The 26,206-nt window shown below is 38.2% G+C and carries 25 protein-coding genes; 17 read left to right on the top strand and 8 right to left on the bottom strand.

The annotated features are described in order from the left end of the window. Positions 1–4: 4 nt before the first annotated feature. The 5 genes from BS34_RS0103680 (at position 5) to BS34_RS0103700 (ending at position 4,722) form a co-directional block, all read left to right on the top strand. Complete coding sequence (locus BS34_RS0103680; protein WP_029407203.1) at positions 5–730, top strand: RNA polymerase sigma factor FliA; 726 nt, start codon at positions 5–7, stop codon at positions 728–730. Positions 731–761: 31 nt separating this feature from the next. Then, positions 762–1,148 (top strand): response regulator, encoded by a 387-nt coding sequence (locus tag BS34_RS0103685; RefSeq protein WP_029407204.1) that lies wholly within the window; start codon positions 762–764, stop codon positions 1,146–1,148. A 113-nt stretch (positions 1,149–1,261) separates the two neighbouring features. Then, on the top strand, positions 1,262–1,942 hold the full coding sequence (locus tag BS34_RS0103690; protein WP_029407205.1) for a protein phosphatase CheZ: 681 nt from the start codon (positions 1,262–1,264) through the stop codon (positions 1,940–1,942). Between the two features lie 236 nt (positions 1,943–2,178). After that, positions 2,179–4,218, top strand: a complete 2,040-nt coding sequence (locus BS34_RS0103695; RefSeq protein ID WP_029407206.1) for a chemotaxis protein CheA — start codon at positions 2,179–2,181, stop codon at positions 4,216–4,218. 54 nt (positions 4,219–4,272) lie between these two features. After that, positions 4,273–4,722 (top strand): chemotaxis protein CheW, encoded by a 450-nt coding sequence (locus tag BS34_RS0103700; protein ID WP_233993134.1) that lies wholly within the window; start codon positions 4,273–4,275, stop codon positions 4,720–4,722. Positions 4,723–5,127: 405 nt separating this feature from the next. Here BS34_RS0103700 and BS34_RS0103705 read toward each other — a convergent pair whose 3' ends face one another. From BS34_RS0103705 to BS34_RS0103725, 5 genes are all read right to left on the bottom strand, one after another. Further along, entirely contained in the window at positions 5,128–5,409 is a 282-nt protein-coding gene (locus BS34_RS0103705) for an EscU/YscU/HrcU family type III secretion system export apparatus switch protein (RefSeq protein ID WP_029407208.1), read from the bottom strand. A gap of 70 nt (positions 5,410–5,479) precedes the next feature. After that, positions 5,480–5,752, bottom strand: a complete 273-nt coding sequence (locus BS34_RS0103710) for an STAS domain-containing protein (RefSeq protein WP_029407209.1) — start codon at positions 5,750–5,752, stop codon at positions 5,480–5,482. A gap of 28 nt (positions 5,753–5,780) precedes the next feature. Continuing rightward, complete coding sequence (locus BS34_RS0103715) at positions 5,781–6,140, bottom strand: response regulator (RefSeq protein ID WP_029407210.1); 360 nt, start codon at positions 6,138–6,140, stop codon at positions 5,781–5,783. Between the two features lie 79 nt (positions 6,141–6,219). Next, positions 6,220–6,744: a chemotaxis protein CheW gene (locus BS34_RS0103720; protein ID WP_029407211.1), complete on the bottom strand. Its 525-nt coding sequence runs from the start codon at positions 6,742–6,744 to the stop codon at positions 6,220–6,222. 232 nt (positions 6,745–6,976) lie between these two features. Then, positions 6,977–8,026: a flagellar hook-length control protein FliK gene (locus BS34_RS0103725; RefSeq protein WP_029407212.1), complete on the bottom strand. Its 1,050-nt coding sequence runs from the start codon at positions 8,024–8,026 to the stop codon at positions 6,977–6,979. 343 nt (positions 8,027–8,369) lie between these two features. Here BS34_RS0103725 and BS34_RS0103730 point away from each other — a divergent pair, with 343 nt between their 5' ends. The 3 genes from BS34_RS0103730 (at position 8,370) to BS34_RS13180 (ending at position 12,097) form a co-directional block, all read left to right on the top strand. Beyond that, the gene (locus tag BS34_RS0103730; RefSeq protein ID WP_233993135.1) at positions 8,370–9,212 is read left to right on the top strand and encodes a CheR family methyltransferase; all 843 of its coding nucleotides are present in this window, start codon (positions 8,370–8,372) and stop codon (positions 9,210–9,212) included. Positions 9,213–9,245: 33 nt separating this feature from the next. After that, positions 9,246–10,373: a protein-glutamate methylesterase/protein-glutamine glutaminase gene (locus BS34_RS0103735; RefSeq protein ID WP_029407214.1), complete on the top strand. Its 1,128-nt coding sequence runs from the start codon at positions 9,246–9,248 to the stop codon at positions 10,371–10,373. A gap of 464 nt (positions 10,374–10,837) precedes the next feature. Continuing rightward, a complete protein-coding gene (locus BS34_RS13180) occupies positions 10,838–12,097 on the top strand; it encodes a methyl-accepting chemotaxis protein (protein ID WP_029407215.1) in 1,260 nt (419 codons plus the stop codon). A 100-nt stretch (positions 12,098–12,197) separates the two neighbouring features. Here the strand turns inward: BS34_RS13180 and BS34_RS0103745 are convergent, their stop codons facing one another. Beyond that, on the bottom strand, positions 12,198–12,464 hold the full coding sequence (locus BS34_RS0103745) for a hypothetical protein (protein WP_029407216.1): 267 nt from the start codon (positions 12,462–12,464) through the stop codon (positions 12,198–12,200). Between the two features lie 334 nt (positions 12,465–12,798). On the opposite strand from BS34_RS0103745, the gene BS34_RS0103750 reads away from it, so the two are divergent. Then, positions 12,799–13,125: a YqfO family protein gene (locus BS34_RS0103750; RefSeq protein WP_029407217.1), complete on the top strand. Its 327-nt coding sequence runs from the start codon at positions 12,799–12,801 to the stop codon at positions 13,123–13,125. Positions 13,126–13,344: 219 nt separating this feature from the next. Here the strand turns inward: BS34_RS0103750 and BS34_RS0103755 are convergent, their stop codons facing one another. Then, positions 13,345–14,034 carry an FKBP-type peptidyl-prolyl cis-trans isomerase gene (locus tag BS34_RS0103755; RefSeq protein WP_029407218.1) on the bottom strand — a complete coding sequence of 230 codons (690 nt, stop codon included), beginning with the start codon at positions 14,032–14,034 and terminating at the stop codon, positions 13,345–13,347. 113 nt (positions 14,035–14,147) lie between these two features. Next, positions 14,148–15,095 (bottom strand): thioredoxin-disulfide reductase, encoded by a 948-nt coding sequence (gene trxB, locus BS34_RS0103760; protein WP_029407219.1) that lies wholly within the window; start codon positions 15,093–15,095, stop codon positions 14,148–14,150. A 237-nt stretch (positions 15,096–15,332) separates the two neighbouring features. Between trxB and BS34_RS13185 the strand changes: the two genes are divergently transcribed. From BS34_RS13185 to BS34_RS0103805, 8 genes are all read left to right on the top strand, one after another. Then, the gene (locus tag BS34_RS13185; RefSeq protein WP_029407220.1) at positions 15,333–17,882 is read left to right on the top strand and encodes a DNA translocase FtsK; all 2,550 of its coding nucleotides are present in this window, start codon (positions 15,333–15,335) and stop codon (positions 17,880–17,882) included. Positions 17,883–17,899: 17 nt separating this feature from the next. After that, positions 17,900–18,544, top strand: coding sequence for an outer membrane lipoprotein periplasmic chaperone LolA (gene lolA, locus BS34_RS0103770; RefSeq protein WP_029407221.1), 645 nt, complete (start codon positions 17,900–17,902; stop codon positions 18,542–18,544). After that, on the top strand, positions 18,544–19,905 hold the full coding sequence (locus BS34_RS0103775) for a replication-associated recombination protein A (protein WP_029407222.1): 1,362 nt from the start codon (positions 18,544–18,546) through the stop codon (positions 19,903–19,905). The genes lolA and BS34_RS0103775 overlap by 1 nt, the downstream gene beginning before the upstream one ends. 214 nt (positions 19,906–20,119) lie before the next feature. Next, positions 20,120–20,500 (top strand): fluoride efflux transporter CrcB, encoded by a 381-nt coding sequence (gene crcB / locus BS34_RS0103780; protein WP_029407223.1) that lies wholly within the window; start codon positions 20,120–20,122, stop codon positions 20,498–20,500. 491 nt (positions 20,501–20,991) lie between these two features. Next, on the top strand, positions 20,992–22,116 hold the full coding sequence (gcvT, locus tag BS34_RS0103790; protein WP_029407224.1) for a glycine cleavage system aminomethyltransferase GcvT: 1,125 nt from the start codon (positions 20,992–20,994) through the stop codon (positions 22,114–22,116). 64 nt (positions 22,117–22,180) lie between these two features. Beyond that, a complete protein-coding gene (gcvH, locus tag BS34_RS0103795; RefSeq protein ID WP_029407225.1) occupies positions 22,181–22,552 on the top strand; it encodes a glycine cleavage system protein GcvH in 372 nt (123 codons plus the stop codon). 143 nt (positions 22,553–22,695) lie between these two features. Then, positions 22,696–25,644 (top strand): aminomethyl-transferring glycine dehydrogenase, encoded by a 2,949-nt coding sequence (gene gcvP / locus BS34_RS0103800; protein WP_029407226.1) that lies wholly within the window; start codon positions 22,696–22,698, stop codon positions 25,642–25,644. Continuing rightward, positions 25,641–26,165, top strand: coding sequence for a glycine cleavage system transcriptional repressor (locus tag BS34_RS0103805; RefSeq protein WP_029407227.1), 525 nt, complete (start codon positions 25,641–25,643; stop codon positions 26,163–26,165). Before gcvP ends, BS34_RS0103805 begins: the two co-directional genes overlap by 4 nt. Positions 26,166–26,206 lie beyond the last annotated feature (41 nt).

Raw genomic sequence — 26,206 nt, forward strand, 5'->3', positions numbered from 1 at the left:
GACAATGACTGGCACAAACGTTTACAAACAAGTACAAAAGCAATCCAATAATGAATTGAAGGATTTAGAGTCCTATTTGCCATTAGTAAAACGAATTGCTTATCATTTGAAGGGGCGTTTGCCGGATAGTGTTTTTGTAGATGATTTGATTCAGTCGGGTATTATTGGACTTATTGAAGCTATGCAGAAGTTCAATGCTAACCAGGGTGCAAGCTTTGAAACCTATGCAGGAATCCGTATTCGTGGCTCGATGTTGGACGAAATTCGTAAAGGAGACTGGACGCCACGCTCCGTTCACAGAAAATCTCGAGAAGTCAGCGAAGCTATTTCTAAAGTAGAAGCACATTTTGGTCGAGAGGCTAGGGATGGTGAAATTGCTGACGAGATGGGGGTTGACATAGAGCAGTATTATCATATTTTGCAAGATACAAATTCTGTTCAATTGTTATCCATTGATGAGCCTGATCATGAAGAGCTTTCAGAAGGAAGAATGGTTGCTAAAGCCTCAACTCCTTTTGGAGAGTTGGTAGAGAATGGTTTTCAAGACGCTTTAGCAAAAGAAATCACTAACCTTCCTGAAAAAGAAAAATTAGTCATGGCTCTATATTATGATGAAGAACTAAACCTAAAAGAAATTGGTGAAGTTTTAGAAGTCAGTGAATCAAGAGTCAGTCAAATTCATAGTCAGGCCATAAAGCGCATACGTTCTAGAATGGTTAACTGGATATAATTTTAAAGCTCATTAGGATTATTGTGTGCATATTGATAGAGATTTAAAAATTTTGGTTGTTGATGACTTTTCAACCATGCGAAAAATTGTTAAAGATTTACTTAATGAGCTGGGTTTTTATCATCATGATGAGGCTGATGACGGTGAAACCGCTTGGCCTATGATCCAAACTGGAAAATATGATTTTATTATTAGTGATTGGAATATGCCTCAAGTGTCCGGCATAGAATTACTAAAAAAAGTTAGATCTGATGTAAACCTTAAAGATACCCCCTTTTTATTAATTACCGCAGAAGCTAAACGTTCGCAAATTTTAGAAGCCTCTGATGCCGGAGTAGATGCTTATATTGTTAAACCTTTTACGGCGGCAACTCTTAACCAAAATATTCATGAAATACTGCAAAATTTTAATAACTGATGGTAAATATTATTTATGTCGGCTAAATTGTAGTAATCAAATCAAATCCTCAAAGCTCTCTTTATTTTATAAATTAGCTTTTCCTATATAGGTTTTTATTTAAGGATAACCATATGACCTTTTCAACTCAGATAACGCTTGATATGGCGCAAGATTTAGTTTTAGCGCTTCAAACTGAAGACTTTTCTAAAGTAGAAAGTATTATTGATACAATGACGAATATTAGAGAATCTGAGTTATATCAGCAGGTTAGTGAATTAACAACTAATCTACATCAAACGCTTGATGAACTGAATGATACTAGTCTGTTAATGCAAACAAAACACGATATTCCTGATGCCACAGAGCGATTACAGTATGTAATACAGACAACCGAAGAAGCCAGTAATAAGACTTTAGATGAAGCAGAACAAGCATTACAGTGTTTAGATGGTGTAAATGTTTTATTAGAAAATGAAATACCTGAGAAATTCTTAGAAACATTAAAACCTGAACTGAATTTAGTAGCCTCTAAATTGACAAATATTATGCTTGCACAATCTTTTCAAGATCTTACGGGTCAGGTTTTAAATAGAGTTATTTTAATAATTAGTTCTTTAGAGCAAAGTTTGATTGAGTTGATTGATCAGTCAAGCCATGACTACCATAGTATTCCTGATAAAGAAGAAAGTTCTGAAAATAAACATCAAGCAGAAATGAAAGGCGTTGGCCCCAATGTTTCTCAGCAAGCAAAAAAGGATATAGTTGAATCTCAAGACGATATTGATGACTTGTTAAGTGACCTAGGGATTTAGGTTGTTTGATTTTTTATAGCGATATTTTTAACCAAGAATATAAACAAGAGTTAGGTTTTTTTACCCTCAAGGGTTACCCAGAACCATTTGCACTCGTATATACTTTCGCGCAAAGATCTTATAGTGATTACATGGCAATTTAAATGGCATAGTGATTGCTATAAAATTTGGTAAATTAGTCCGATCACACTATTTTAAGAAATATCGGCTTTAAGAATTACCAAGAGGTGAACACTGTGGATGAAGAGATTTTACAAGACTTTTTAGTTGAAGCATCTGAATTGGTGGATCAACTAAATGAACAGTTAGTAGACTTAGAGCATTCACCCACTGATGCAGACTTACTTAACGCTGTTTTTCGAGGCTTTCACACCGTTAAAGGTGGCGCTGGTTTTTTAGGGATTACGCCTTTAATTGAAGTTTGCCATAGAGCTGAAAATGTATTCGATAAAATACGCAACGGTGATGTTAGCTATGATGCCCTAGCGGCAGATGTCATATTACGTGCTTTTGATGTTATTAGCGATTCGATTGAACGCTTAAATGACGGAGAAAGAGAGCTTCCTGCAAATAATCCTCAACTTCTTGTTGATCTTGACGCTTTAACCAAAGGTAATGCCGCTCCTGTTGTCGAAGCGCCTAAACAAGAAAGTAGTCTTCAATTAGCAGAAGGAGTTGATCCTGATGGTGATATGACAGATGAAGAGTTTGAAGCCTTGTTGAATCAAAGAGATTCAGGAGGGGCTTCTGATAATTCATCTGAAAACACGGGATTGTCTTTAGCTGAAGGCGTTGATCCCGATGGAGATATGACTGATGAAGAATTTGAAGCTTTACTGAATCAACGTGATTCAGCTTCAAATGACAATGTAGCAGATTCAAGCACCTCTAAACTCGCTTTACCAGAAGGGGTTGATCCTGATGGTGATATGACGGATGATGAATTTGAAGCTTTATTAAATCAAAGAGATTCCGAATCATCAGAAAAAACCCAGCCAAAAGTTGAAGCAGTATCTGCTCCTGTAGCATCAAATCCTTCAACTCCTCCCGCTCCCAAGCCTGCAGCGAGCTCAACTCCAAAAACACCACCAGCTAAAGCAGCACCAAAAAATAACACGGAATCCACCGTTCGTGTTGATACAAAAAGACTTGATGAGATTATGAATTTAGTGGGTGAGTTGGTGTTGGTTCGTAATCGTTTATTGACCTTGAGAGGGGCCGATCAAGATCTTGAAGATATTTCTAATGCAGTAGGCAATTTAGACCATGTGACAACTGATTTGCAAGCGTCAGTGATGAAAACAAGAATGCAGCCAGTTAAAAAAGTCTTTGGTCGCTTTCCTAGAGTGGTTCGTGATTTAGCTAGAAAGTTAGGTAAAGAAATTGATCTTGAACTTCAAGGTGAAGATACCGATTTAGATAAAAATTTAGTGGAAGCACTTGCTGATCCACTCGTTCACCTAGTTAGAAACTCAGTAGATCATGGCGTTGAAATGCCGGATGATCGAGTAGCAAGTGGAAAGCCAAAAAATGGAACGGTTATTTTGGCTGCTCAGCAAGAAGGTGATCATATTCTGTTGTCTATTACGGACGACGGAAAAGGTATGGATCCTGATATGTTACGCCGAAAAGCGGTTGAAAAAGGCATGATGGATGAAATTAGTGCAAATCAGCTAGATGATAAATCAGCGTTTGAACTAATTTTATCAGCAGGGTTTTCAACCGCTGAAACCATTAGTGATATCTCTGGTCGTGGCGTAGGGATGGATGTTGTTAAGAATATGATTACCAAATTGAATGGTAGTATTGATATTCACTCTGTTTTAGGAAAGGGAACAGAAATTAGTATTCGTGTTCCTCTTACGTTAGCGATTCTGCCTACATTAATGGTTTCATTTAGTGAAGATAGTTATGCAATACCATTAACAAGTGTGCAAGAGATATTTGATTTTGACAGTAGTAAAACCAATAAGATTGACGGACAAATGATGGTTCGTTTACGAGAACGCAGTATCCCGTTGTATTTTTTATCAGAGTGGCTTTCACCGCAGACTGTAAAAGAGGATTATCGCGGGGATAAAGTGATTATTGTTTCTGTTGGTAATCAGCGAGCAGGTTTAGTTGTAGAGCAAGTAAATGGTCAAGAAGAAGTTGTTATTAAGCCGCTTGGAGTAGGGTTAAAGCATGTTGATGGCTATGCAGGAGCTACTATTACCGGCAACGGAAATATCGCGTTAATTCTAGATTTACCTGGCGTTGTTCAGCGTTTTCAATAAGGAAAGATTGAGATGGAAATGGTAAAAGAAAACCTATCTACATCAGTATCTTCAATGACAGCTATGGAAGAAGATGAATATACAGGGCCAAGTGCGCGTTGTGTATTATTTACCATGGAAGATGAAATTTATGGTGTTCATGTCAAAAAAATACGAGAAGTTTTACGAGTGGGTAATATTCGTAAAGTAGAGGGAGCAGATTATCATATTCTTGGGGTAATCAATGTTCGAGGCGTTATTGTAACTGTGGTTGATACTCGAATTATATTTGGAATGCCTTCAAAAGAAGTGACGGATCATTCTCGAATTATTATTGTGGAACTTGATGATGAACGCACTGTTGGAATGTTAGTTGATTTTGTGATGGAAGTTAAAGATATTCCTGAAAATCGTTTTGAAGCTTTATCAGCGACAAAAGAGAATGCATCAAGATATATTCAAAGCATTGCTCACTTTGAAGATAATGTGATTATATTGATTGAAATAGATAATTTATTTTCGTAGATAAAATTGAGTTTTAACGTAATGATTGTTGATAAGCCGCTTTTAAGCGGTTTTTTATTGCACTAAACAAGGTAAAACAGAACGATTAGAATTTAGACAGGAGTAAGCTTTATTTTTTGGGTATCCATATTTTGTGATTGATTATCCAGTATTGTAAAAATTAACCACGAAGACACAGAGGCACGAAGATAAAAAAAATAAATAAAAGTGATTAGAAAATCATAGCCTAACGAACATAAGTTATTTCTATAAGCTCTGTATTTGTAAACTTTAAAAGCGATTAATTTATTACGTTTAATGTGGTTATTCGTTAAATTTAAGCTGGTATTAAATATTAGAAATCTTCGTGCTTTCGTGTCTTCGTGGTTAAAAGATTTATTTAATCAATCATAAAATACATATACCCTATTTTTTTAAAGGTTCTTTACCACTCAACTGATAAGCAAAGATTAACACTTGAGCAACCGCTTCATACAAAGCTTCAGGAATTTCTTGGTCTAGTTCAACTTGGCTGAGTAATTCAACGAGTTCTTCATTTTGTTGAATAGGGATGTTGTTGGCTTTGGCGGCTTCAATAATTTCTTGAGCAATATAACCTCGACCTTTAGCTGTGACTTTTGGTGCGCCACTTCCTTCATATTCGAGTGAAATAGCTAGATCATCTGCTAGGTTTTCTTTTTTACTCATGAGAATTTTCGAAGAAGTGGTTTGGAATTAACTATTTTAGACATAAAAAAAGCGGTTAAAACCGCTTTTTTTAAAAAGATAATGCTTTTTCAATACCAATCTTTTTGGCACTGGTCGTGAGTATTTCTGGCGTGTTTTGCCAAACAACATTTTTACCATTTTCGTTAGCAGTATTGACTAGGGCTAATAAACTTTGCAGTCCAGAAGTATCAATTGTTTCTAATGTAGAGGCATCAATTTCAATTTGGTCGCCAGCATCATTAAATTGTTTATTTAACTCATTATATTGAGCATCAATATGATGAATAGTTAAGCTTTCTGGAAGTTGAATGGCATCGCTCATGATATAGCCCCTATCAAAGTTAAGAGATTTAAAGCACTCGGTTAATAACGGAAAGTAATTTTTCTGGGCTGAAAGGTTTAACAATCCAACCAGTAGCACCAGCTTCTTTACCTTTTGTTTTCATGTCACCAGAAGACTCGGTAGTTAAACAAAGTATTGGTGTGAATTTAAAATTTGGCATAGCTCTAAGTGCAGTGATTAATTCGATACCATTCATGTTTGGCATGTTGATATCGGTCACAATTAAATCAAAATGATTTTGTTTTGCGATTTCTAATGCAACAGCACCGTCTTCAGCTTCAGTTACATCATGCCCGGCAGATTTTAAGGACATGCTTACCATTTGTCTCATCGATTTAGAATCATCCACAGCTAAGATTTTTGACATCTCACTACTCTCACTTTTTTGAAATTGTATATTTAAATATAGTTAAGTTTTGACTAAGTTTTGAACATTATACCGTCGGTTATTCTATATTTAAGGCTTTTTTTATGTAGGTTAAAATACCATCATTAATTAACTGGTCTACATGTAAAACAATTACCATTTTATCGGCAACAGTTGCCAGTCCATTTACATATTCTGTGTGAATGGTACCAGCCATTTCTGGAGAGGGTTGAAGTTGACTCTCTTTTAAAGAATAGACATCTGAAACACCGTCAACAACCAGTCCAATGATTTTTTGAGAACCGCTGGCATCTTGTGAACGTACAATTATCACAACCGTTGAATCATTGTAGGTTAGGTCTTGCAAACCAAATCGAACTCTTAAGTCAACAATCGGTACTACAGAACCCCTTAAATTAATGACTCCCATGACATAATCTGGGGTGTTAGGAATTGCTGTGGTTTTTTCCCAACCTGTAATTTCTTGAACACGCAGGATATCAACGCCATATTCTTCGCTGCCTAATACAAAGCTTAATACTTGATCATCAACGGCTTCGTTTTGCTCTATGTGCTCTTGAATAGCATCCAAGTTTTTATCCATGTTGGCTATCTCTCTTTGATTTGCTAGTTTTAATATTAAAATTAATCAAAATTATCTTAAATGATAAACATTACATTATAAATTGATAGGTTGGGTTTAGTTAATTAAAACATTCCTAATAAAACATTTTTAATAAAACGTTATAAAAGAGTATTGAACTAATGCCCTTTTATAGTATGAAAAGAGTAAAGCAATTATGCTGCCAATTTTTAAATGGTTGTTTAGTCAGGTTTTAAATTTTAATGTCAATTAAGGCCATTTTAGTCGAGTTATCTGTCTTAACAGGCTTTTGGGCAGAAATTTGAATGTTATTCACGGTGAGATCATTAGCAATTAAAGCCTGTTTAAGAGTATCTAGCTGATTAACTACCTTGTCTTGTAAAGTTTCAGTCTCGCACCATAAGTAACAATCAATATTGCCATTTTCTGACAGCTTTAGTTTTACGGAAAGTAGACCTTCATCAAGTGTTGAATCAATATAAGCTTCCCATTGATTATTTTTGTGTTGTTGGATTTTTCTAAACTCTATATTGTCTTTGATATGGTTGGGTGAACTTTCATAAGGCATTTCTAAAGGAGTGACCAATGGGTTTTCAAAAAGTTGTACCTGTTGAACGGTCAGTCGGCTTAAAGCTTGATTAAGCAAGTTAGCCAGTTTGTTTAAACTAGTAGAAGGTTTTTGTTGTTGTAGTTCAGAAACTTGCTGTTGTAACTGAAGAACTTGATTTTTTAGGTCATTTTTCAGTGTGGCTGAAGACTCTTTTTTGGATGGAGAGGCTAATTTTGATTCTAGAAATAGCCCACTATCACTGAGCTTTTGTTTTAAACTCTCGGCATTTAATGTTAAGTTTTTTTTGGTTGCTTGATCCAATAACTGTTGTAACGGGATTTGAAGGCTAGGCGGCAAAGATTGCAAGAGGTTAATTTGTTGAAACACTTGAGATAATGGTGCTTGAAGGGGTATAAATTGCCGATAAGCACTTTGTGCTACATTTGGAGTATTTGAATTACCGCTTGTATTGGCTTGTGGTTGGGTAATTGATAATTTAATTTCAGGGGATACCTGATTCACTTTAACTTGAACAGTGCCTGATTGAGTAACCGGTTGTTTGGTATTTGCAATAAAAGTTTGATTGCCAATGTTTAATTGAGCTTGATTATTGCTTAACGGTTTTATGGTAGCCGTTAATAATTGGCCTACTTGAAGTAAGTTTGACAATGGCGCATTAGATTTAACTGTTAATGCATTTGCTTGGATTAAATTATTGGATACGGTAACCATCGTTTAATTCAAAATTAAAAAAGCTTTACTTGCAAGGAATATCTGACAATTATATTTAATATTTGTCGGTTGAGCGATTTAGTCCCGACTAAATACAATTTATGAGTACAAAATAAGCATATCAAGTGATAAGCTTAATTCTATTAAGGTAATTTATTGCTTTTAATTTTTATTTGAGACCTTTGCACGAGATAGGTGCGAAAGAAAAATGAGGGAAAATTTGCCTGATTGCGGCGGAAAACGTAGGGAATAGCTAGCTATTCGCAAGTTTTTCAACAAAAATCGGGTGAATTTTAACCATTTTTACTCGTACATACTCTCGTGCAAAAGTCTCTATTTATATATGAGTGTTCAAAGAATGAGTGAACGAGAGTTTGATTTTAAAGATCAAGATTTTGGCCGTGTTAAAACCATTGTGTATGATTTTGCCGGCATTGATTTAAATGATTCGAAAAAAAATCTAGTTTATAACCGATTATCTAAGCGTATTCGCTTTTTAAATATGCAAAGTTTCTCTGAATATTTAGATTTTGTCGATAGTCAGGGTGAAGCGGAATTTGTTCATTTAATCAATGCGATTACGACAAATTTAACATTTTTCTTTAGAGAAAATCACCATTTTGATTATTTGGCTAAAACGGTTATACCAGGCCTGGTAGAATCAAATTCAAGCTCTAAAAAAATACGCATCTGGTCTGCAGGGTGTTCAACAGGAGAGGAACCCTATTCTATTGCGATTGTTCTAAAAGAGTCTATGCCTCCGGGATGGGATGCAAAAGTTATTGCTACCGATTTAGATTCTAATGTTGTCAATACTGGGCAAATGGGGGTTTATAAAACGGATCGTCTTAAAGGTGTCAGCGAAGAGCGTAAGAAACGTTGGTTCTTAAAAGGTTCAGGCTCCCAGGCTGGTTTTGTTAAAGTTAAGCCAGAACTACAAGATATTATTGAATTTGGACAGTTAAATTTGATGAATGATTGGCCAATAAAAGATTCTATTGATGTTATTTTTTGTAGAAACGTCGTTATTTATTTTAATAAACCGACTCAAACTAAACTCTTTAGCCGTTACGCGGATAGGCTTCCTGACAATGGGCACTTGTTTATAGGTCATTCTGAGTCTTTGTATAAAGTAAGCGACCGTTTTGAACTATTAGGGCAAACCATTTATAAAAAAGTGAAATAACCACCAATACTAATTTAATATTAAGGGTATCCAGTGAATACGCCAATTAAAGTTTTAATCGTTGATGATTCCGCATTAGTCAGACAAATGCTTGAAGAGATGTTGTCAAGTGATCCTGCATTACAGGTTATTGGAACCGCATCAGACCCCTTTGATGCAAGAGAGAAAATTAAACAACTGCATCCAGATGTTTTGACGCTGGATGTTGAAATGCCGAAAATGGATGGTGTTACATTTTTAAAAAACTTAATGCGATTGCATCCTGTTCCTGTTGTTATGGTTTCAACGCTAACTGAAAAAGGGGCCGATGTCACTTTTGAAGCAATGGATTTAGGGGCGGTTGATTTTGTGACCAAACCTAAAATTGACTTAGCTCATACCTTTGAAGCATATACTTCTGAAATATGCTCAAAGGTTAAGACCGCCTCAAGAGTGAGTCGAATGATGTTAGAACGTCAATATGCACGTTATGTTGCCAACCAAACCCGAAAACCAACTATAGCCTCATCGAGTATTTCCACAACAAAAACAACTCAATCAATAGACTCTGCTGCATCCAAACCAAGCTTTAGTAGCCGCCATTTTAGAACAACTGATAAAATTGTTGCTTTAGGTGCTTCAACAGGGGGCACGGAAGCAATAAAAGAAGTGTTAATGAGGTTGCCGGCAAGTGCACCAGGCATGGTTATAACTCAACATATACCAGCAGCATTTAGCTTACCCTTTGCTAAACGTATGAATACCATTACAGAAATGACCGTGACACAAGCTGAAGATGGCGAGCAAATTTTGCCGGGGCATGTTTATATTGCACCTGGGGATAAACACCTGTTAATTGCGCGTGATGGGGCGCGTTATGTTTGTCGTTTAAATGATGGACCTCCGGTCAATCGACATAAGCCATCAGTAGAGGTTATGTTAAAAAGTGTTATAGAGAATGTTGGACCTAATGCAATAGGTGTGATGCTTACCGGTATGGGGGCAGACGGTGCTACCGGTATGAAAGAATTACAAGGAACCGGTGCGCCAACCATGGCTCAAGATGAAAAAACTAGCGTGGTATGGGGAATGCCAGGAGAGACCGTTAAGATAGGTGCGGCAGACTTCGTTTTGCCATTAGAAAATGTTGCCAGTAAGATTATGGAGCTTTCTGGCCGCTAGAAAGCTAGAAAGTTCTGATAAAATATTTCATAAAACAATAATTGAATATTCAAAAAATCTAAAACCTGTGGTTCATTGATAAACCATAGGTTTTTTTATGTTTATAGAGACCTTTGCACGAGATAGGTACGAAAGAAAAATGAGGAAAAATTTACCTGATTGCGGCGGGAAACGCAGGGAATAGCTAGCTATTCGCAAGTTTTCCAACAAAAATCAGGTGAATTTTGACCATTTTTACTTGTACATATTCTCGCGTAAAGGTCTCTTATAGAGACCTTTGCACTCGTTTATTGCACAGGCCTCTTTGAATGTATAAGCTTATTGTTTACCGTTTCATTCTAGGGTGAGGCTTGGCATATTACCTGCTTTATCAGAGCACAAACCCTTTTTATTTATTCAATAGCTTATTAAGTTTTAGCAAGTGAAAACATGTTTTAAACGAGATAGCTTCAAGGAAGATTATCATGCTTGATATGATTAAAACCTATTGGCCCGCCTGGTTATTTACGTTGCTAGGTGTGGTTGTAAGTTTTATGGGAATCCCGTATATAGGCGCTATTATGCTTGTCTTAGTCTCTGTTATATGGACTGTGCTGGTGGCAAATTTTGCCAAAGCGAATGTCAATACACAAAAGGATGAAAGTCAGCATGTGCCCGCTCCTGCAGTTCAAACAGCCGTTAAAGGATATGATAAAGAAGCCATGCTTAAGGTGATTACGGCAGATGAATCTCTTCGCCTTATTATGAATGATGTCGATGCGGTCATTTCCCAAGAAGTAGGCATTGTTGATGAAGAACTTCTTCAGGTGAAGACCTTGGTGTCAGAGGCGATTGAAACGTTAAATGGAAGCTTTTCAGGCTTACATGAACAAACTCAAGCAGAGTATCAGCTTGTGGTTTCACTCTTGGATAATTTGGGTGGAGGCGAAGACTCTGATGAAATGAGTATTCAAAAGTTTTCATCAGAAATTAAAGTGGTTTTACAGTATTTAATTGACTTACTTACCAATGCTAGTGAGCGTAGTAACCAGACAGTTGCAAAAATTGATGAAATGGTCGGGCAAATAGAGTCTATCTTCCACCTTCTTGAAGATGTTAAAGGGATTGCCGATCAAACAAACTTACTAGCGTTAAATGCTGCTATTGAAGCTGCTAGAGCAGGGGAAGCTGGACGAGGATTTGCCGTGGTTGCCGATGAAGTTCGTAAACTCTCTTTAAATTCAAATGTATTAAATGAACAAATTCGTAAACAAGCTGAACAAGCAAGAGTAACGGTTGACCAAGTCAGAAGTATTGTAAGTGAAACCGCAAGTAAAGATATGGAACATGCCGTATCTTCTCAAAATAAAGTTGGAACTATGTTGGGTGACCTTGAAGAGATGAACGGTGGAATATCTTCTAAGTTAGGAGATGTTTCTGGGATGATTTCTGAAATTGAGCTGAGTGTTTCTAACGCTGTGCGTTCTTTACAGTTTGAAGATATTGTTAGGCAGTTAGTTGAACAAGTGATGAGTCATTTGCAAAAGCTGAATCAATTTTCAGGTGAAATTAGAGAGTTTATTGAAGAAAGTCAACAATCTCCAGCTCAATCTGAAAGTGAACACAAACAACGTATTGAAGAGTTTAGAACCAAAATACATCAAAAAAGAGAAGAAATTCAAGAAACTCGTATGAGTCGAGTTAATACAGAGACGATGGATGAGGGTGAAATAGAGTTATTCTAAGATAAGACAAAACCTCAATTTGTTTAAAAATTATTGTAATCCCGCTTTTTTGCGGGATTTTTGGTTTATATGAATCAATAAGCCTGTTTAAAGCTTATATTTACATAGCCATATTGCCCATGTGATTGTTCCAAAGACTTCCAAAAATTAAGCTAAAAATAATCCCCGTCGCAAAAACCACATACCAATAACGACGCATCTTAACTTGCATCTCAGGTTCTTCATCTGGTCTGTCTTTAAAAAAGACAATCATAAAACCAACGGCAGAAATAAACCCGGCAATATTCGCTAAGTGGTAAAGACCTGTTAGCATAGCAGTAATGCCAAGGATAAGAATAACAGCATAAGTGACAAGTAATAAGCGCATTTAACGTCCTTTTTTTGCTTGGATTTTGGTTAAATCCATTTTAAAGAGATCTTTGAAAAAGACACTTTAAGTTTTTTATAATTTATAGAGACCTTTTCAAAGATCTCTAAAAGATGTGGCACATATTGAGACCTTTGCACGAGAGTATGAACGAGTAAAAATGGTTAAAATTTCCCCGATTTTTGTTGAAAAACTTGCGAATAGCTAGCTATTCCCTGCGTTTTCCGCCGCAATCAGGCAAATTTTCCCTCATTTTTCTTTCGCACCTATTTCGTGCAAAGGTCTCATATTGTAGTTAAATTATGGGATTGATTTTCGTTTTTAGGAATAAATTATGTTTAAAATCATATTTTTTGTACCAGAAGAGTATGTTGAGGTGGTTAAGCAGGCAATGTTTCAAGCCGGTGCTGGCCATATTGGTGATTATGATTGTTGTGCATGGCAAATAAAAGGAGAAGGGCAGTTTAGACCTTTAAAAGGAAGCTGTGCTTATATAGGTAACCAAAATGAACTGTCAAAAGTAGAAGAGTACAGGGTGGAATTAGTCTGTAAAAAAGAGTGTATAAAAGCGGCAATGGTTGCATTAAAGAGTGTTCACCCTTATGAAACGCCAGCTTATGAGGTGCTACAAATGATTGATGTATTAGGGGAGTATTGCTAGAGTCGATGAATGTATAAAAAAGAGTGTGTTAACAATATTGAGACTTTCAAAATATCGTCATACTTTTATATTAGAATTTGTTGATATGATTGGCTTGTTAGATTATTATGTGCGCGTTGTTTCATTACAACACTCCTCTAAAAGAGCTAAGATTGTTCCCCTTATTATGGAACCCCCGGTCGAGTTTATCTTAACCGGGTTTTTTTTTGCTTATTGTATTTATTTGGTAGCGTCAAATTGGATGAGTTCAATCGTGAACAATAATGTTTTGTTTGGTCCGATTCGTTCTCCTGCACCTTTTTCACCGTAGGCTAAATTTGAGGGAATAACCACTTCCCACTTATCGCCAGGTTTCATATGTTTTAAAACTTCTCCCCAGCCCTTGATGACATTACCCATTTTAAATTTTAGGGGTGTGCCACGTTTGTATGAGCTGTCAAAAACCGTTCCATCAATAAAAGATCCTTGATAGTGAGCAAAAATCGTATCATGCTCTTTAGGAGATTCGCCCTTACCAGACTTGATGACTTTATATTGAATGCCATTATCTAAGGTCTTTACATCAGGGTTTTTGGCATTTTTTGCCATGTAGGCTTTGCCTTCATCAAGGTTAGCCTTGCCTTCGGATTGACGTTTAGCGATTTGTTTTTGCATCATACCTTTTTTAACTTCGGTAATTGCTTGCATCATCTCTTTTTCAGTAATACGAGGTTTTTTATTATTTAAGGCGTCTTCAAGCCCGAGCGTAAAAGCTTTAATATCGATATTTAAACCTTGTTTAGCAAAGTTTTTTGCAAGGTCAGCTCCTAAAGTGTAACTGGCTTTTTGTTCCGTTGTTGCTAGAGGTTCAGCGGCAATTGCATTTTGGTATGCAAATAAGCCTAATGATAAAAAAATAATCTTTTTCATTGAAATGCCTTTTGAGAAATAAGGGTTAATACTGCTTTAAGAAATTGAATCTGCTATTAAAAAAACCTACCAGGCCTGGTAGGTTTTTTTAATAAAACCGTAAAGGTCTTTAATTATAAGTTGTCTAAATATTTTTCAGCATCAAGTGCCGCCATGCAACCAGCGCCAGAAGAAGTGATTGCTTGTTTATATACCTGATCCATAACATCACCAGCGGCAAAAATTCCAGGAATGGAGGTTTGAGTGGCATTACCTTGTAAGCCGCTTTGTACTTTGATGTAACCGTTAAGCATATCCAGTTGGCCATCAAAAATACTTGTATTGGGAGTGTGTCCAATCGCGATAAATACACCAGCAACATCAAGTTCTTTGGTTTCTCCAGTTTCTGTACTTTTTAAACGTACACCGGTTACACCCATATTATCTCCAAGCACTTCATCTAATGTTGAATTAAATTCGATATTGATATTGCCATTTTCGGCTTTTTCTTGAATATGTTTGGCAAGAATTTTTTCAGAAGAGAAGCTATCACGACGATGAACAATAGTGACTTCTGCGGCGATATTAGAAAGGTATAGTGCTTCTTCAACGGCAGTATTACCGCCTCCAATGACAGCAACTTTTTGATTGCGATAGAAGAAACCATCACAAGTTGCACAGGCAGAAACGCCTTTACCTTTAAACGCTTCTTCTGAATCTAACCCTAGATACCTAGCTGAAGCACCGGTAGAAATAATCAAAGCATCACACGTATACTCGCCAGAGTCTCCAATAAGTTTAAAGGGTTTTTGGTCTAGTTCTGCAGTGTGAATATGATCAAATAAAATTTCAGTACCAAAACGTTCTGCATGTTTCTGCATACGCTGCATTAGGTCAGGTCCAGTTAAGCCTTCAGGATCACCAGGCCAGTTATCTACTTCGGTTGTGGTTGTTAATTGACCTCCTTGCTGCATTCCTGTAATCATTACCGGATCTAAGTTTGCACGAGCAGCATAAACAGCCGCTGTATATCCCGCAGGACCAGAACCTAAAATTAATAATTTGCAATGTTTTGTGGCCATAACAATTTCCTTTTTACGAATCACATTATTAAATCGTGATTATATTGAAGTGAATTAACAATGAATGCTGACAGCCTTATCTTTATACTCTATCAAGGTTATAGTCAGATTATCATCTTTATGTATGCTAAAATTTTAGCAGTTTTTAGAAGATAAACGAGACTAAATTGCGTTTATCCAAAATACTGAACAAGTTCAACTTCTTAAATATTTGAAATAGGATAAAAGTCTCTTTACATGTCTTTTAAATCAGCAAAACCTGAAAATAAGTTAGCTACGCCAGCAAATGAAAAAGTGACCACCATGAAACGGTTTGGTTGGATATTGAAAGATGGCGTGGTGTTAAGTTGTATTGGCTTAGCATTTTTTCTATTTATTGTTCTATTTAGTTATTCACCTGCCGATTCCGGTTTTGACTCTGCGGGTGAAGTTCAAGATATTCAAAATTATGGTGGAAAAACTGGTGCATGGTTATCATCCATGTTGCTTTATGTTTTTGGTGTATTTGGCTTTTTAATCCCATTTGGTATTTTGCTGGCTGGCTGGGTCACACTTAAAATTCGAACGGGTAATGAATTAGATTATCTGAGGTTTATTTTAAGTTTAATTGGGCTCCTTTTGCTTATTTCAGCCGGAGCAGGTCTAGCGAATTTATATATGCAACCTAATGCCTTAATTCAATTGCCCTATTCTGCAGGAGGGGTTTTAGGCTATGAATTAAGCAGTGGCTTGGTTCATTCTATTGATTTATTAGGGGCGACTTTAGTCTTGTTGATTTTGTTTGCGCTGGCTTTCAGTATGTTTAGTAGTTGTTCATGGTTAACCATTATTGAATTTACGGGTGAGTCTGCGATTAAATTGACTGAAAAAGTAAAAAGTTTATTTCAAGACAAAGTCATGGAATCGGAAAAAGTTAAGGATAAGGTTAGCAAGATTCAATCTCAGGTTAAACAGAGTGTCGCTAAAATACCGGTAACTGGCGACGATGCCACTGAAGCGAGAAAACAGTGGTTAGCTAAAATTCTGCCAGCTAAAGAGTCAAAAAATCAAACTACAGATCAAACCACTGATAAAAATACAGAAGACATTCAATCTAAAAATTCTACTCAATCTATTAGCGGTGAACCAACGATTGACCTTAATAAAATGGAACCCGTTGACTCTAAAGAATATACAGCAACTTCTCATGAGATACTCTCAACGGCAGAACCTCTAACTCAAACAAAAGAAACTAAAGGTTTGACCGTCGGAACAAAAGAAGTCCCAAAAGTCAGTACACCTATTGTTGAAAAAGCTCAATTACCAAGGTTAGATTTATTAGACACCGCACCTAGTTATGATGAAGGGTTTAGTAAAGATGAGTTAACCGCCTTATCAGGATTGCTTGAGCAAAGACTGCTTGAGTTTGGAGTAACGGTACAGGTTGAATCTGTGCAACCCGGTCCTGTGGTTACTCGTTTTGAAATTTTGCCGGCTCCTGGGGTAAAAGTCAGTCAAATTAATAATTTAGCAAAAGATTTGGCTCGCGTGCTTTCGGTTAAATCGGTGCGAGTGGTTGATGTCATTCCTGGTAAATCCGTAGTCGGTATTGAAATACCAAACGAACAGCGTGAAATTGTTGGTTTTAGAGAGGTGTTAGCTTCTGATGAGTTTCAGACAGCGTCTTCACCTCTTACGGTCGCTTTAGGTCGAGATATTGCCGGTAAGCCTGTGGTGGCAGATATTGGCAAAATGCCTCACTTATTAGTTGCCGGTACAACGGGTTCTGGTAAATCGGTTGGGGTTAACAGTATGATTTTGAGCTTGTTGTATAAAAGTACAGCAGAAGAAGTTCGTCTGATTATGGTTGACCCAAAGATGTTGGAATTATCGGTATATGAAGATATTCCACATTTATTAACGCCAGTGGTAACCGATATGAGTGATGCTGCCAATGCATTGCGTTGGTGTGTATTTGAAATGGATCGCCGTTACCAATTAATGGCTAAATTAGGCGTGAGAAACATTGCAGGATTTAACTTAAAAGTTAAAGAGGGCATAGATAGTGGCAAGCCTATTATTGACCCACTTTACCAGCAGGCGGCAAATTTTGGTCACGAACTAGGCGAAGAACCGCCAACTTTAGAACCCTTACCTTATATTGTTGTTGTGGTCGATGAATTCGCCGACATGATTATGGTTGTCGGTAAAGAGGTTGAACAGCTTATTGCGCGTATTGCCCAAAAAGCCCGTGCAGCCGGTATACACCTTATTTTAGCGACACAACGTCCATCGGTTAATGTTATTACCGGTTTGATTAAGGCCAATATTCCCACCCGTATTTCATTTATGGTCAATACTAAAATCGATTCACGTACGATTCTTGATCAAGGGGGCGCTGAACAGCTTCTAGGAATGGGAGATATGTTATTTATGCCTCCTGGCTCAGGTACACCTCGCCGAGTTCATGGTGCTTTTATGAAGGATGAAGAAGTTCACCGAGTGGCATCTTTTATTAAAAGCCAAGGAAAACCTCAATATTTAGAAGCCATTACCCAAGCTAATAGTGCTGCAGAAAATGGCGGTAATGCTGACAGTGACGGTGAGCAAGATGCGTTATACGACCAAGCGGTAGAGTTTGTTGTTAATGGGCGAAGAGTCTCAATTTCATCGGTTCAACGACGTTTTAAAATAGGTTATAACCGAGCGGCTCGTATTGTTGAATCCATGGAATCTGCCGGAGTCGTATCTACAGCCGGTTCTAATGGAAACCGAGAAGTATTAGCCCCAAAACCACAAGAAAATTAATATTTAGAGAGCCATTCATGAAAGCACTATTTAAAGCTTCAATTAGCGTATTGATTATTTCCAGCAGCTTGCTATTTAGCTCGCAAGTGTTTGCTAAAAAAGACAACCTGGGTGCGGATTTGCAAAATTACGTTAACCAGTTGCAAACCTTCAAAGCCGATTTTGTGCAAACTCAGCCAGACGAAGAGGTCTTTTCAACCAACACATCAATTGGCCATTTTGAGCTAAATCGTCCTGGGCAATTAGTTTGGGAATACGCCAAACCTAATGAACAAAAAATAGTGGTTGATGGTAAAAATCTCTGGGTCTATGACGAAGATTTAGATCAAGTTACCGTGCGTCCAATTGATGATGTTAAAGCTGAGCTTCCATTAAGTTGGTTACTCTATAAAGAGCCAATTCAATCCAAGTTTATGATTATTGAATCAGGTGATAAAAGTGGTACCAAGTGGTTTAATTTAACGCCTAAGCAACCTACGTATTTTCAAAGTATTGAAGTTGGAATGAAAGATGGAGAGATGACTCAAGTATGGATGTACCAAAGTGCCGATAATATTACAAAAGTAAGGTTTTCGAACATTCAATCCAATCAAGTGATTCCCTATAAAACCTTTCAATTTAAGCTCCCAGAAGGCGCAGATTTAGTGGGTGAACCTTTGTAATGTCTGTTTATCAACCGCTTTCAGATCGATTAAGACCGACCGCATTAAATGATTATGTAGGGCAAAAACATCTACTTGGAGAAAAGCGTGCCTTAACTCGAATGTTAGATTCTGGGCGTTTGCATTCCATGGTTTTCTGGGGGCCACCTGGCGTGGGTAAAACCACCTTGGCTAGGTTGATTGCTTTACAGTCGGACTTACAGTTTATTAGTCTATCTGCTGTTTTGGATGGTGTTAAAGAGGTTCGCGCGGCAGTTGAACAAGCCAAATTACACCGCGAACAGTTTCAGCAAGGTACGCTATTATTTGTGGATGAGGTACACCGTTTTAATAAAGCTCAGCAAGATGCTTTTTTGCCTTTTGTGGAAGATGGAACTTTTGTGTTTATAGGTGCCACCACAGAAAACCCTTCGTTTGAACTTAACAATGCCTTGCTTTCAAGAGCAAAGGTTTATGTGTTAAGAACGCTAGAAGAGGAGGAGTTAGCCACTGTTTTAGAACGTGGCAAGATGCTCCTGCAAGCCGACTTAAATAGTGATGATAGTCTAGTAGAAAACGGTGCTAATGTTGAAATTGAAATAGAAGCGAAAGCTGCTGAACTTATGATTGAAGCCGCTGATGGTGACGCAAGACGACTCTTAAATAGTCTAGAACAAGCGATGGATTTTGCCGAATATGAAGCAAAACAAAACCTACCAGGCCTGGTTAAATTAACGACAGATAATTGCAAAGAGGTTATTCAAGGTGGCGTAAGACGCTTTGATAATGGTGGTGAAGCCTTTTATGATCAAATCTCTGCTTTGCATAAATCTATTCGGGGTTCAGATGCAAATGCCGCATTATACTGGTTAGTAAGAATGTTGGATGGAGGGGCCGATCCTCGTTATTTGGCTCGCCGATTAATTCGTATGGCGAGTGAAGAAATTGCCAATGCTGACCCTAAAGCTATTCAGGTAGCGGTTAATGCTGCAGAAGCCTACGAGCGTTTAGGTTCCCCAGAAGGGGATTTAGCTTTAGCACATGCCGCAACTTATCTGGCTGTAGCGCCTAAATCTAATGCGGTTTATATGGCGTATAAAGCGGTTTTAGCAGATATTAAAGAACATGGTTCACATGAAGTCCCTTTGCATTTACGTAATGCGCCTACTAAATTAATGGCAGAGTTAGATTACGGTCAAGGTTACCGTTATGCGCATGATGAGCCAGAAGCTTTTGCCGCGGGTGAATGCTACTTTCCGGATGATATGTTAGAAACTTCTTACTATGAACCCGTTGAACGTGGTTTAGAGATTAAAATTTCGGCAAAGATGGCGCATCTTCGTCAATTGAACGAAAATGCTATTTATAAAAGACGTAAATAATAAGAGACCTTAGCACGAGACGGTTGCACGAATAAAAATGGTTAAAAACCGCCTGATTGTTGTTGTACCCCAAGGGCACTTCCGTTGGGCGACAACTTGCCAATAGCTTGCTATTAGCTACATTTTTCGCCTAAATCAGACAATTTTTATCACATTTTTCTTTCGCGCCCCGCTCGTGCAAAGGTCTCAAAAAAACAGAAAGGATAAAAAAATGATGACTGGGCTAGGTTGGTTTGCCGTTGCGATGGGCGGTGCTTTGGGAGCCATGGCAAGATTTGCAATGTCTCACCAAGTTTACCAGTGGTTTGGGCGTGAATTTGCCTGGGGAACCTTGTCAGTTAATATGTTGGGTTCTTTTATTATGGGATTAGCCGCTGTCTTGTTAATTGATAAATTGGGCGTTTCTACAGAATGGCGAGCCTTCATTATGGTTGGTTTCCTAGGCGCCTTTACCACGTTTTCTACCTTCTCTTTTGAAACCATGCAGTACATAGAAATTGGCGAATTGAATAAAGCGTTAATGAATATTGCCGTGAGCATGATTACTTGTTTAGTCGCCGTCTGGCTAGGTATGTTGGCTGGACGTCAGTTCTAACCTTTCTTTTGTTGCACACTCTTGCGCAGGCCTCAATAAGCAGTTAATAAGTCATCAAATAAACAACCAAATAAACAATCAATTACAAAATATGAATACGCCATAAATGTCACTTTATCGACCATAAAAATAAAGACATAATTATTGGTCGATTCTCGTTTCATCCTTCCTAAAAAAACAGTAGAATCAAAAGTTCGATTTGCGTTTAAATTTCACATTTTTTATAGAACTTTCGCGTTTTAGTTGCGTAAAGTTATTTTAAGAGACCTTTGCACGAGAGTATGCACGAGTAAAAATGGTTAAAATTTGCCTGATTTTTGTTGTACCCCAAGGGCACTTCCGTTGGGCGACAACTTGCGAATAGGTAGCTATTCCCTGCGTTTTCCGCCGCAATCAGGCAAATTTTACCTCATTTTTTTTTCGCACCTATCTCGTGAAAAGGTCTCTTTAAAAATGTGTTGTTTGCGAATATATCTAAGGAATCTAAGTTTATGGTAAGCAGCGATACCACTCTACAAGTTACACCTCTTCACGCACTGCACCAAGAATTGGGTGCAAAACTTGTCCCTTTTGCAGGTTATGACATGCCTGTTCAATATCCGCTAGGCATAAAAAAAGAACACCTGCATACTAGAGAAAAAGCTGGGCTATTTGATGTTTCTCATATGGGACAGGTCATTATCAAAGGTGATAATGCCGCATTGGCTTTAGAGCAATTAGTGCCTGTTGATATTATCGATTTACCAAAAGGTCAGCAGCGTTATGCTTTGTTTACAAATGAGCAAGGTGGCGTAATGGATGATTTGATGGTGACGAATGCTGGAGACCATCTGTTTTTAGTGGTTAATGCCGCTTGCAAACAACAAGATATTAAACACCTAACAAATTATTTGGCAGAGCCGTGTGAAATAGAAGTATTGCATGACTATGCGTTATTGGCATTGCAAGGCCCTAAAGCCGCAGAAGTCATGGCCAGGTTAGATTCTGAATCTAGTCAAATGGTATTTATGACGGCAAAAACGTTGACGTTAAATGGCGTATCTTGTTTTGTTACACGTTCAGGTTACACTGGTGAAGACGGGTTTGAAATCTCTGTCCCCAATCAACATGCTAAGGCTTTAGCGCGACTTTTATTAGGTGATGAAAATGTGGAAATGATTGGCCTAGGTGCACGAGATTCTTTACGTTTAGAAGCCGGATTATGTCTCTATGGACACGAATTAGATAATCAAACTACGCCAGTAGAAGCCAGCTTAATTTGGGCATTATCTAAGACCAGACGAGAAGAAGGTACCAGGCCTGGTGGTTATTTAGGTGCTGAGGTGATTATGCAACAATTGGCTAACGGGGTTGAGCGTAAACGGGTGGGCTTAAAGCCTTTAGGTAAAATGCCCGTAAGAGATGGCGCAGAAATTATTGATGAGCAAGATAAGGTGATTGGTGTTGTAACTAGTGGTGGTTTTGGAGTGAGTTTAAATAGTCCCATTGCGATGGGGTATGTGCCTGTTAAATATGCACAAGTGGGTACTAAACTAAATGCACTCGTCAGAAATAAAAAAGTTGAGTTAGAAGTAGTCAAATTACCGTTTGTTAAACAGAATTATTATCGAGGCTAAATGATTAACCAGGCCTGGCCTCTATGAATATCTTAATTGTAAAAAAACAGAGTAGGAGTAAATTATGAGCAATATTAAATACAGCGCAGAGCATGAATGGGTTCAAGATAATGGCGATGGCACAGTTTTAATTGGTATTACGGATTTTGCTCAAGAACAGCTAGGTGATTTGGTATTTGTAGAAATGCCAGAATTAGGTACAGAAATTAGTAAGGGTGAAGAGATTTCAGTGATTGAATCGGTTAAGGCGGCAAGTGATTTATTTGCACCCGTTGATGGAACGGTGATTGAAGTCAATGAGTCTTTAGACGATGAGCCCGAGTTAATCAATGAAGATGCAATGGCTAACTGGATTATAAAAGTGGAATTATCGGATTCAAAGGATTTAGACGATTTAATGAATGAAGACGCATACAACCAATTAACCGAAGAGTAATGGCTATTGTTTATTTAGTCGACTAGCTTAGTCTATTCAGGTTAAGGTTAACGTTAAGGTTAAAGTAAAGGGGTTTAAATTAAACCGTCGACCTAATTAGACCCATTGAATTAGACCCCTTGAATGGTAAACCGGAGAGTAATATGGCTCAAACCACTGTATCACAGCTTGCTAAAGCTTCGTTAAACGAACTAGAGCAAAGTGAAGCCTTTGTAAATCGTCATCTTGGGCCAGATAATGCCGAGCAAATTGCGATGTTAAAGACGCTTGGTATGAACTCAATAGCGGAGCTTATTGATCAAGTGGTTCCGGCTTCTATTCGTCGTCAACAGGCAATGGATATTGCAGAAGGGTTAACCGAACATCAGTCTTTAAACAAGCTTAAAAGCATCGCTCAAAAAAACCAAGTTCTCAAATCTTTTATTGGTATGGGGTATTACAACACCTTAACGCCGCCAACGATTCAACGCAATATTCTTGAAAATCCTGCCTGGTATACCGCTTATACTCCTTATCAAGCCGAAATTTCTCAAGGTCGACTGGAAGCCATGCTGAATTTTCAAACTATGGTTTCTGATTTAACCGGGCTGGAGTTAGCTAATGCCTCAATGCTAGATGAAGCCACGGCTTGTGCCGAATCCATGACGTTATGCCAACGTATGAGTAAAGCCAAAGGCAAGGTGTTTTTTGTGGCTGAAGATTGTCATCCACAAAACATAGCGGTGGTTAAAACACGAGCAGAACCGCTTGGTATTGAGGTTGTGGTGGGTAATCCGTCAAAAGGATTTGAAGACTATGATTTGTTTGGGGTGTTGCTGCAATATCCTGGAACTTACGGCGAAGTAAATGATTTAACCTCCTTGATTGAAAACCTTCATGCTAAAAAAGCTTTGGTTGCCGTATCGGCCGATTTATTAGCCTTAACTTTATTAAAGCCACCTGGCGAGATGGGGGCGGACGTAGTGGTTGGTAATACTCAACGTTTTGGCGTGCCTTTAGGTTACGGTGGGCCTCACGCAGCTTATATGGCTACCCGTGATAGTTTTAAACGTTCTATGCCAGGGCGATTAATTGGGGTGTCTTTAGATAGTCGTGGTCAAAAAGCTTATCGCTTAGCTTTGCAGACTCGAGAGCAGCACATACGCCGCGAAAAGGCGACCAGTAATATTTGTACTGCACAAGCTTTATTAGCGGTAATGGCAAGTATGTATGCGGTATATCATGGTGCAGAAGGCTTGACTAAAATTGCCTATCGAATTCATCGCTATACCCAAACGTTTGCTATTGGAGTAACTCAGTTAGGCTTTAAAGTTAATAATTTGGTGTATTTTGATACGGTAAATATTTCTGTGCACGGCAACGCTTCTAATGTTGCAAAAAAAGCGGTTCAACAAGGTTATAACCTGAGAGCGATAGATGCCAATACCATTGGTTTGTCATTTGATGAAACGACAACACTTAACGATATTGAAGCGCTTTGGAAAGTGTTTTCTGGTGATGAATCGCAAAGCCTTAATTCTCAAAAACTGATTGAAAATCAATCGATTGTCATCCCAGAAAAATTACAAAGAAACTCAGAGTTTTTAACCCATCCTGTCTTTAATGAGCATCGTTCAGAAACTGAGATGATGCGTTATATGCGCCATCTTGCCGATAAAGATTTAGCTTTAGATAGAGCCATGATTCCGCTTGGCTCTTGCACAATGAAGCTAAACGCTGCGGCAGAACTTATGCCCATTTCTTGGCCAGAATTTGCAAATTTGCACCCCTTTGTACCGCTTGAACAAGCTCAGGGTTATCAGCAAATGGTAAGTGAACTCGAAAAAATGCTTTGTGAAACGACCTGTTATGATGCCGTTTCTCTGCAGCCAAATTCAGGGGCGCAAGGCGAGTATGCTGGCCTATTAGCCATTCGTGCATACCATCAGAGTCGGGGAGAGTCGCATCGTGATATCTGTTTAATTCCTGCGTCTGCTCATGGCACTAATCCGGCTTCTGCACAAATGGCCGGAATGAAAGTGATGGTAATTAAGACCACTGTAGACGGTGAAATTGATTTGGATGATTTACGAGCCAAGCTAGAAAAACACTCACAACAAGTGTCGGCCATGATGATTACTTACCCATCAACGCATGGTGTTTTTGAACAAAATGTAAAAGAGGTCTGTGATTTGGTTCATCAACATGGCGGTCAGGTTTATATTGATGGTGCCAATATGAATGCCATGGTGGGGGTTGCCGCACCGGGACATTTTGGGGGAGATGTTTCCCATTTAAATTTACATAAAACGTTTGCCATTCCGCATGGCGGTGGCGGCCCAGGCGTTGGCCCAATTGGTGTGAGAAAGCATCTAGCCCCCTTTTTACCAGGGTGTTCCGTGGTTGATTCAGAGAATGAAGTAAATTCAGAGAATGAAGCTAAGCAGGTTGGGGCGGTATCAGGTGCTCCATGGGGTAGTGCTGGCGTATTGCCTATTAGTTGGAGTTACATCGCAATGATGGGGCGTGATGGTTTGGTAGACGCCACCTCAGTTGCTATTTTAAATGCGAATTACATTGCTAAACGATTAGTTTCTCATTTTCCTGTTTTGTATAGCGATAAAAATGGTTTAGTGGCGCATGAATGCATTATTGATTTACGCCCCATTAAAGAAGAATCTGGCATTTCGGTAGATGATATTGCTAAGCGTCTCATAGATTATGGTTTTCATGCGCCAACCATGTCTTTTCCTGTGGCGGGTACTTTAATGATAGAGCCCACTGAATCGGAATCTAAACTGGAACTTGATCGTTTTTGTGACGCCATGATTGCCATTAAGCATGAGATAAACGATGTGGTTAATGGCGTATTGGATGAAAATGACAATCCGCTTAAAAATGCGCCCCATACAGCCGATATGTTAATGGCTGATAATTGGACTCATCTCTATTCCAGAGCCTTAGCTGCTTATCCGCTAGAGAGCTTGCGTGAAACTAAATACTGGTGCCCGGTTGGAAGAGTTGATAACGTGTATGGTGATCGTAATTTAGTTTGTTCTTGTCCGCCATTAACCGATTATGCGGAAGATGAGTTACAAGGAGATTTGTCATGAAAAAATCCATTGTTATTAGTGTGCTGGGTAATGACTCACCAGGCCTGGTTAAATCACTTTCACACTTGATTGTGGCTCACCAAGGTGACTGGGTAGAAAGTCAAATGGCCAATTTAGCAGGTAAATTTGCAGGGATACTTAGGGTAGACTTGCCAGCTGATCAGTTAAAGGCTTTTCAAGCCGCTTTACAAAATGATCAATCGTTAGGTTTAAGTGCTATTTTTGAAGAGAGTGGTAGTAATCCTATAGAAGAACAAACAGAACTTGAAATTGCCTTAGTTGGACAAGATCAGCTCGGAATTATTCACCGTATTTCTTCGGCATTAAGCCTAATGAATGCCAGTGTAGATAAGTTGCATACCGAAATTATTGAAGCAGCGATGACTGGGGAAACTCTATTTAAGGCCGATATAAAAATCCATATACCCTCAGGCGTTAAAGAGAATGACATCCAAGAAGTGCTAGAAGAACTCGCGAATGAATTAATTGTAGATATTCAATTAGTGCACTCTGATACTTAAGTTGAGAACTTTGCTGTGCACAATGCAAAATTAAACTTACC

The sequence above is a fragment of the Thiomicrorhabdus sp. Milos-T2 genome (assembly GCF_000702325.1).
Classification (GTDB): Bacteria; Pseudomonadota; Gammaproteobacteria; order Thiomicrospirales; family Thiomicrospiraceae; genus Thiomicrorhabdus.

What these genes read in the sequence shown, in the direction of transcription:
- BS34_RS0103680 (WP_029407203.1), top strand. Translation starts at nt 5, where the DNA reads ATGACTGGCACAAACGTTTACAAACAAGTACAAAAGCAATCCAATAAT.
- BS34_RS0103690 (WP_029407205.1), top strand. Translation starts at nt 1,262, where the DNA reads ATGACCTTTTCAACTCAGATAACGCTTGATATGGCGCAAGATTTAGTT.
- BS34_RS0103700 (WP_233993134.1), top strand. Translation starts at nt 4,273, where the DNA reads ATGACAGCTATGGAAGAAGATGAATATACAGGGCCAAGTGCGCGTTGT.
- BS34_RS0103705 (WP_029407208.1), bottom strand. Translation starts at nt 5,409, where the DNA reads ATGAGTAAAAAAGAAAACCTAGCAGATGATCTAGCTATTTCACTCGAA.
- BS34_RS0103710 (WP_029407209.1), bottom strand. Translation starts at nt 5,752, where the DNA reads ATGAGCGATGCCATTCAACTTCCAGAAAGCTTAACTATTCATCATATT.
- BS34_RS0103715 (WP_029407210.1), bottom strand. Translation starts at nt 6,140, where the DNA reads ATGTCAAAAATCTTAGCTGTGGATGATTCTAAATCGATGAGACAAATG.
- BS34_RS0103720 (WP_029407211.1), bottom strand. Translation starts at nt 6,744, where the DNA reads ATGGATAAAAACTTGGATGCTATTCAAGAGCACATAGAGCAAAACGAA.
- BS34_RS0103725 (WP_029407212.1), bottom strand. Translation starts at nt 8,026, where the DNA reads ATGGTTACCGTATCCAATAATTTAATCCAAGCAAATGCATTAACAGTT.
- BS34_RS0103730 (WP_233993135.1), top strand. Translation starts at nt 8,370, where the DNA reads ATGAGTGTTCAAAGAATGAGTGAACGAGAGTTTGATTTTAAAGATCAA.
- BS34_RS13180 (WP_029407215.1), top strand. Translation starts at nt 10,838, where the DNA reads ATGCTTGATATGATTAAAACCTATTGGCCCGCCTGGTTATTTACGTTG.
- BS34_RS0103745 (WP_029407216.1), bottom strand. Translation starts at nt 12,464, where the DNA reads ATGCGCTTATTACTTGTCACTTATGCTGTTATTCTTATCCTTGGCATT.
- BS34_RS0103750 (WP_029407217.1), top strand. Translation starts at nt 12,799, where the DNA reads ATGTTTAAAATCATATTTTTTGTACCAGAAGAGTATGTTGAGGTGGTT.
- BS34_RS0103755 (WP_029407218.1), bottom strand. Translation starts at nt 14,034, where the DNA reads ATGAAAAAGATTATTTTTTTATCATTAGGCTTATTTGCATACCAAAAT.
- trxB (WP_029407219.1), bottom strand. Translation starts at nt 15,095, where the DNA reads ATGGCCACAAAACATTGCAAATTATTAATTTTAGGTTCTGGTCCTGCG.
- BS34_RS13185 (WP_029407220.1), top strand. Translation starts at nt 15,333, where the DNA reads ATGTCTTTTAAATCAGCAAAACCTGAAAATAAGTTAGCTACGCCAGCA.
- lolA (WP_029407221.1), top strand. Translation starts at nt 17,900, where the DNA reads ATGAAAGCACTATTTAAAGCTTCAATTAGCGTATTGATTATTTCCAGC.
- BS34_RS0103775 (WP_029407222.1), top strand. Translation starts at nt 18,544, where the DNA reads ATGTCTGTTTATCAACCGCTTTCAGATCGATTAAGACCGACCGCATTA.
- crcB (WP_029407223.1), top strand. Translation starts at nt 20,120, where the DNA reads ATGACTGGGCTAGGTTGGTTTGCCGTTGCGATGGGCGGTGCTTTGGGA.
- gcvT (WP_029407224.1), top strand. Translation starts at nt 20,992, where the DNA reads ATGGTAAGCAGCGATACCACTCTACAAGTTACACCTCTTCACGCACTG.
- gcvH (WP_029407225.1), top strand. Translation starts at nt 22,181, where the DNA reads ATGAGCAATATTAAATACAGCGCAGAGCATGAATGGGTTCAAGATAAT.
- gcvP (WP_029407226.1), top strand. Translation starts at nt 22,696, where the DNA reads ATGGCTCAAACCACTGTATCACAGCTTGCTAAAGCTTCGTTAAACGAA.
- BS34_RS0103805 (WP_029407227.1), top strand. Translation starts at nt 25,641, where the DNA reads ATGAAAAAATCCATTGTTATTAGTGTGCTGGGTAATGACTCACCAGGC.